Annotated in this window: 3 protein-coding genes and 1 pseudogene; 3 read left to right on the top strand and 1 reads right to left on the bottom strand. The window is 73.3% G+C overall.

Features of this window, described 5'->3' with window-relative positions; all coding sequences use genetic code 11:
• Window positions 1-399 (top strand): annotated as a pseudogene (locus VR45_RS27020) (hypothetical protein); the annotation flags it as partial.
• A gap of 26 nt (window positions 400-425) precedes the next feature.
• On the opposite strand, the gene kdpB reads toward VR45_RS27020, so the two are convergent.
• Window positions 426-2,660, bottom strand: coding sequence for a potassium-transporting ATPase subunit KdpB (gene kdpB, locus VR45_RS27015; protein WP_078896866.1), 2,235 nt, complete (start codon window positions 2,658-2,660; stop codon window positions 426-428).
• A gap of 529 nt (window positions 2,661-3,189) precedes the next feature.
• On the opposite strand from kdpB, the gene VR45_RS27010 reads away from it, so the two are divergent.
• Together VR45_RS27010 and VR45_RS27005 are read left to right on the top strand one after the other, a co-directional pair.
• Complete coding sequence (locus tag VR45_RS27010) at window positions 3,190-4,020, top strand: SDR family NAD(P)-dependent oxidoreductase (protein WP_045942445.1); 831 nt, start codon at window positions 3,190-3,192, stop codon at window positions 4,018-4,020.
• 371 nt (window positions 4,021-4,391) lie between these two features.
• On the top strand, window positions 4,392-5,804 hold a 1,413-nt coding region (locus tag VR45_RS27005), incomplete at its 3' end, for a hypothetical protein (RefSeq protein WP_052709408.1).

Here is a 5,804-nt window from a genome sequence, read left to right as displayed (position 1 = left end):
GCCGCCGCCTCCCGGGCCGAGGTCTCGCGGTCGGCGGCGGCCGCCTCGTTCGAGGCGTCCGTCTCGGCACAGCTGGCCGCCGGCCGGGCCGAGGCGCAAGCGGTGCTGTCCGGGACGGAGGGCACCGGCAACGCCCTGTCGGACATCACGATCACCGGTCTGCCCAAGGCGCAGACCGCGGGCCTCAACGCCGCGACGGTGACGGTGGTGAACAGTACGGCCGCCACGGCGTCCTACGCGATCAAGGTGGAGTTCCTGGACGGCGACCAGGTGGTGGACACCACGTTCCTGGGGGTAAAGGACCTCGCCCCGGGAGCCACGGCCACCCCCACGGCCTTCAGCCCGCTCGACCGTGACAAGGCGCTGGTGCCCCGGGTCGCGCAGGCCCAGCGGTACTGAGGGCGAAGGGTCGCGGGCCGGCGGGCTCAGTCGAGGCCGGGGAGGAACTCGATGATCAGATCGATCGCCTTGATGCCGAGGAACGGGAGGACGAGGCCGCCGAGCCCGTAGACCCGCAGGTTGCGGCGGAGCAGGTCGGTGGCGTCGGCGGGCTGGTAGCGGACGCCGCGCAGGGCCAGCGGGATCAGGGCGACGATGATCAGGGCGTTGAAGACGATCGCCGAGGCGATGGCCGAGGTCGGGCTGTGCAGGCCCATGATGTTGAGGTGCCGCAGGCCGGGGTAGGAGCCGGCGAACATCGCGGGGATGATCGCGAAGAACTTGGCGACGTCGTTGGTGATCGAGAAGGTGGTCAGCGCGCCCCGGGTGATGAGCAACTGCTTGCCGATCCGGATGATCTCGATCAGTTTGGTGGGGTCGGAGTCGAGGTCGACCATGTTGCCGGCCTCCTTCGCCGCCGGGGTGCCGGTGTTCATGGCGACCCCGACGTCGGCCTGGGCGAGGGCGGGGGCGTCGTTGGTGCCGTCGCCCGTCATCGCAACCATGTTCCCGGCCGCCTGCTCCTTGCGCAGGTAGGCGAGCTTGTCCTCGGGGGTGGCCTCGGCGAGGAAGTCGTCCACGCCCGCCTCCGCCGCGATCGCCCGGGCGGTGAGCGGATTGTCGCCGGTGACCATGACGGTCCGGATGCCCATCCGCCGCAGTTCGGCGAACCGTTCGGCGATGCCTTCCTTGACCACGTCCTTCAGCTCGACGACCCCGAGCGCACGGGCGCCGTGCCGGTCGTGGACGGCCACCAGCAGCGGGGTGCCGCCGTCGCCCGCGATCCGGTCGACCAGCGGCTTGGCCTCCATCGGCAGCCGCCCGCCGGAGCGCACCACCCACTGCGCCACGGCGTTCGCCGCGCCCTTGCGGATCAGGCAGGCGGCGCCGTCGGGCCAGGCGAGGTCGACGCCGCTCATCCGGCTCCGCGCGGTGAACGGGACGTCGGTCCGCTCGCCCAGTTCACCTTCGGAGCGCGGTGGCACCCAGTACTGACGATTCGTCAGTTCGACGACGGAGCGCCCCTCGGGCGTCCCGTCGGCGAGCGAGGCGAGCTGGGCGGCCTCGGCGAGCTGCTCGGCGGTGGCGCCGGGCAGCGGGTGCAGGGCGGTGGCCCGGCGGTTGCCGTGGGTGATGGTGCCGGTCTTGTCGAGCAGCAGCACGTCCACGTCGCCGGCCGCCTCGACGGCCCGGCCGGAGAGTGCGACCACATTGCGTTGGACCAGCCGGTCCATGCCGGCGATGCCGATCGCGGAGAGCAGCGCGCCGATGGTGGTCGGGATGAGCGCGACCATCAGCGCCACCAGGACGACGGTCGTCTGCGGGGACCCGGCGTAGATCGCCATCGGCTGGAGCGAGACCACGGAGAGGACGAAGACGACGGTGAGCGAGGCGAGCAGGATGTTGAGCGCGATCTCGTTCGGTGTCTTCTGCCGGTTCGCGCCCTCGACCAGGGCGATCATCCGATCGATGAAGCTCTGCCCGGGCCGGGAGGTGATCCGGACCACCAGGTGGTCGGACAGGACGCGGGTGCCGCCGGTGACGGCGGTGCGGTCGCCGCCGGACTCGCGGATCACCGGCGCGGACTCGCCGGTGATCGCCGACTCGTCGACGGCGGCCACGCCCTCGACCACCTCGCCGTCGCGCGGGACCACCTCGCCGGCGGCGACGAGCACGATGTCGTGCAGCAGCAACTCCTCGGCCGGGATGCTCTCGTGGCGATGGTCGCGGGTGCCGACCCGCCAGTGCAGGAGGCGCCGGGCGGTGGTGCCGGCCTGCGCCCGGCGCAGCGAGTCGGCCTGGGCCTTGCCCCGGCTCTCGGCGACGGCTTCGGCGAGGTTGGCGAACAGCACGGTGAGCCAGAGCCAGAAGCTGATCATCCAGGCGAAGACGCTCGGGTGGAGGACGGCGGTGAGCGTGGTGAGGGCGGATCCGGTCTCGACGACCAGCATGACCGGGTTCTTCGCCATGGTGCGCGGGTGCAGTTTCCGCACCGCGGCCGGCAGGGCCTCCCGGAGCTGGCGGGCGGTGATCAGTCGGCGCCGCCCGGGCCGTCCCGATCCGGGCCGTCCGGTGTCGGGCCGGTGGCTCGGGTGCTGGTGTCGGTGCCGGTGCGGGGGCTCCGGCTCGGTGCCGGCGCCCTTCCGACGGCGGAACCAGTCGGGCCGGGGCCCGGCCTGGTCGGTGGTGGTGTCCGGTGAGGTGGGAGCCGAACGGCGCATCGGTGCTGGCGACCTTCCGGAGGCCGCCCGGGGAGCGGGCGGCCCGGTGCGATGGGAACGGGGACGCCGCACAGCGAAGCACCGAACCCCTGGGGGCCATGCGTGTTTTGACGCCGGCTTGGCATCGTGCGGGGTGTCCTTGACGCGACTCTGACGCGGCCGTCCGACGCCCGGCCGGGCCCTGCTGCCTGTTGCTGGACGACCGTACGTCAAGGGCCCGTCAGGGAGCCGTCAGGGCCGCGTCAGGGCGGCGGGTGGGGCTTGCCGGGGCGCCGCGGAGTCGCGTTGGATGGAGGGCATGAACCGCTCGACACGCCACCACGACCGCCCGCCGCATCCGCGGCCGCGCGTCGTCGCTGTCGCGGTCGCCCGGCGTGTGCCGCTCAAGGACGCCCGCCTCCCCGCCGCCGTGTGCGGGGAGGCGGACGCCTTTTCCACCGTTCCACCTTCTCCGCACCGCCGGCCCCCGGGGGCGTGACCCGTCACGCCTGCCGGCACCCCGGCGGTGCCCGCCACCCTTGGATGGGTCATGTCCGACGCTGTTCTGTCCACGCTGTCGTCCCGCACCGCCCTGGTCACCGGCGCCTCCTCCGGCATCGGCTGGGAGAGCGCCCGCCTGCTGGCCGGGCTCGGCGCCACCGTGCTGGTCCACGCCCGTACCACTACCGAGGCTGAGGACGCCGTCGGGCGCCTCGTCGCCGCCGGCGCTCGACGGGACCAACTGGTCGAACTGGCAGCCGACTTCACCCGCCTCTCGGAGGTCGCCGGGCTCGCCGGAACGGTCGTCGAGCACTACTCGGCCCTCGACCTGCTGGTCAACAACGCCGCCGCCATGGCCCCCGAACGCTGCACCCTCACCGACGACGGCAACGAGGTCTCGCTCCAGGTCAACTTCCTCGCCGCGCACCTGCTCGCCAAACTCCTGCGCGCCCCGCTCGCCGCCGCCGGGGACGCCCGGATCGTCAACGTCTCCTCCTCCCTCCACCGCACCGCCTCGATGAACTGGACCGACCCGCACCGGGTGAAGAGGTACTCCCGGGTCGCCGCCTACGCGCAGTCCCAGCTCGCCCTGACCATGGCCACCGCCGACATGGCCCCGGCCGGCTCCGGCATCACCGCCGTCAGCCTCAACCCGGGGCTGTGCGACACCGCGCTGCTCCCGCTGTACGGGCGGGTCGGCGCACCGGCGGCGGAGGGCGCGGCGGCCGTGGTCCGGCTCTGCCTGCCCTCCACCGAGCTGGTCAACGGCGAGTACTACGACGGCGGCGAGCTCGCCCCGACGGCCGCCGTCGTGCAGGAGGAGCGCTCGCAGAAGCGCCTCGCCAAGCTCGCCGACCAACTGGTCGGCCGCGCCGCCTGAGTCCCGCCCGAGCCCCGCCGGAACCGCGGCTTCGGCGCCAAGAACGCGTCAAGATCGTGGGGCGGGCCGTCAAGGGGACGTCAGAACCGGCCGGGAGCACCTCCGCCGACCGTAGCGTCAGCACCGAGGAAACGGTTCGCCACCAGGGTCAACGACTGGCGGCGCGCTGTGCCGAATCCCAGCCCCGGCGGTTCCTCCGGGGCCGTTCGGCGGCCAGTGAATACAGGGGAGGGGGGCGCGCGGCGATGCCAACGGCCACGTCGGGCGGATCGGTTGTGGTGGGAACGGGTTCGCCGGGGGTGGCGGGCCCGGAACCGTCCGGTCCGGCACCCGCGGTGCGCGCCCCCCGTCACTGGAGACCTCGCGGGGGAGTGGCCTCCTACCGCTGGCTGCACCGGTCCTGGTGGCACACCCCGCGCCTGGTGCGCGGCCTCACCGGCAGCTGCCTGGCCGTGCTGCTGACGGCCGGAGCGGTCACCGCGACCGTGCTGGGCGGGGCGCGGGAGGGCACCGACGCCATCGGCCACCGTGCCGCGCCGCAGGTGGTGCGCTCCGCGGACCTGTACTTCGCACTCAACGACATGGACGCCCAGGCCGCCAATCTGCTGCTGTTCGGCGCCGATCCGGACTTCGCGGCCCTGCGCGAGCAGACCCTGGACACCTACGAGCGCAGCCGTGTCCGGGCCGACACCGACCTCCAGCGGGTCGCCGAGGCGGTGGTCGGCGATCCGGCCGGGCAGCGGGCGGTGCAGACCGTGATCGGTGAACTCGGCCGCTACGAGGGCCGGGTGGCCCGTGCCCAGCTGTTGGAGGAGCAGGCGAGGCCGCCCGCAGGGAAGCCGTCGGCGGAGGCACTCGCGGCCTACCGGGAGGCGACCGATCTGCTGCGGCAGCGCCTGCTGCCGGCGGTGGACGAGGTCACCACGGCCAACTCGGCCACCGTGGAACGGATCTACGGATCCCAGCGGGGCGACCTCGGCACCGGCCGGTGGTGGATCCTGGTCACCGGCCTGCTCGCGCTGGTGGCCCTGGGAGTCCTTCAGCGCGTGCTGACGGTGCGCTTCCGCCGGTTGGTGAACCTGCCGTTGGCCGTCGCGGCTCTGCTGACCCTCGCCGGGCTGATCACCGGGCTGACCCTGGCCTCCCGGGCGGAGCACCAACTGGTCGTCGCCAAGAGCAACGCCTACGACTCCGTGATCGCGCTGGGTCGGGCCCGCGCCGTGGCGTACGACCTGAACGCCGACGAGAGCCGCTACTTGACCGACCCGGCCCGCGCCGCGGCGTACGAGCAGAGCTTCTTCGACAAGACCCAGTCCTTCGCCCGGGTCGACGGCGCGACCCTCGGCAGCTACAACAACAGGCTCGCCGCCCTGGCGGACGGCCACCGCGCCGACCACGCCACAATCGGCTTCGGCGGGTTCCTCGGCGACGAGCTGCGGAACATCACCTTCGCCGGCGAGCAGGAGGCGGCCGAGCGGGTGCTGGCGGCGTTCCAGGCCTACCAGCGGGACGATCGCAGGATCCGCGAACTCAACGCGCAGGGCCGCCTCAAGGAGGCCGTCGCCTTCAACACCGGCCTCGGCGCCGGCCAGTCCAACGCCGACTTCGGCCTCCTCGCCACGGCGCTCGACGACGTTCAGGCGGTCAACCAGCACGCGATGGACCGTGCGGTGGCCGCCACCGACGAGGACCTCGACGCCACGACGGCGGCCGTCGGAGGCACGCTCCTGGCGGCCGCGCTCGCCCTGGCCGTCATCGGAGTCCGGCCCAGGCTGCGGGAGTTC

Source organism: Streptomyces sp. NRRL S-495, assembly GCF_000966955.1.
In the GTDB taxonomy this organism is placed as follows: Bacteria; Actinomycetota; Actinomycetes; order Streptomycetales; family Streptomycetaceae; genus Kitasatospora; species Kitasatospora purpeofusca.
The sequence above is the reverse complement of the archived record's forward strand: the minus strand, read 5'-3'. Positions and strand labels throughout refer to the sequence as shown.

Coding starts and splice junctions, on each gene's coding strand:
- VR45_RS27010 (WP_045942445.1), top strand. CDS start 3,190: ATGTCCGACGCTGTTCTGTCCACGCTGTCGTCCCGCACCGCCCTGGTC.
- kdpB (WP_078896866.1), bottom strand. CDS start 2,660: ATGCGCCGTTCGGCTCCCACCTCACCGGACACCACCACCGACCAGGCC.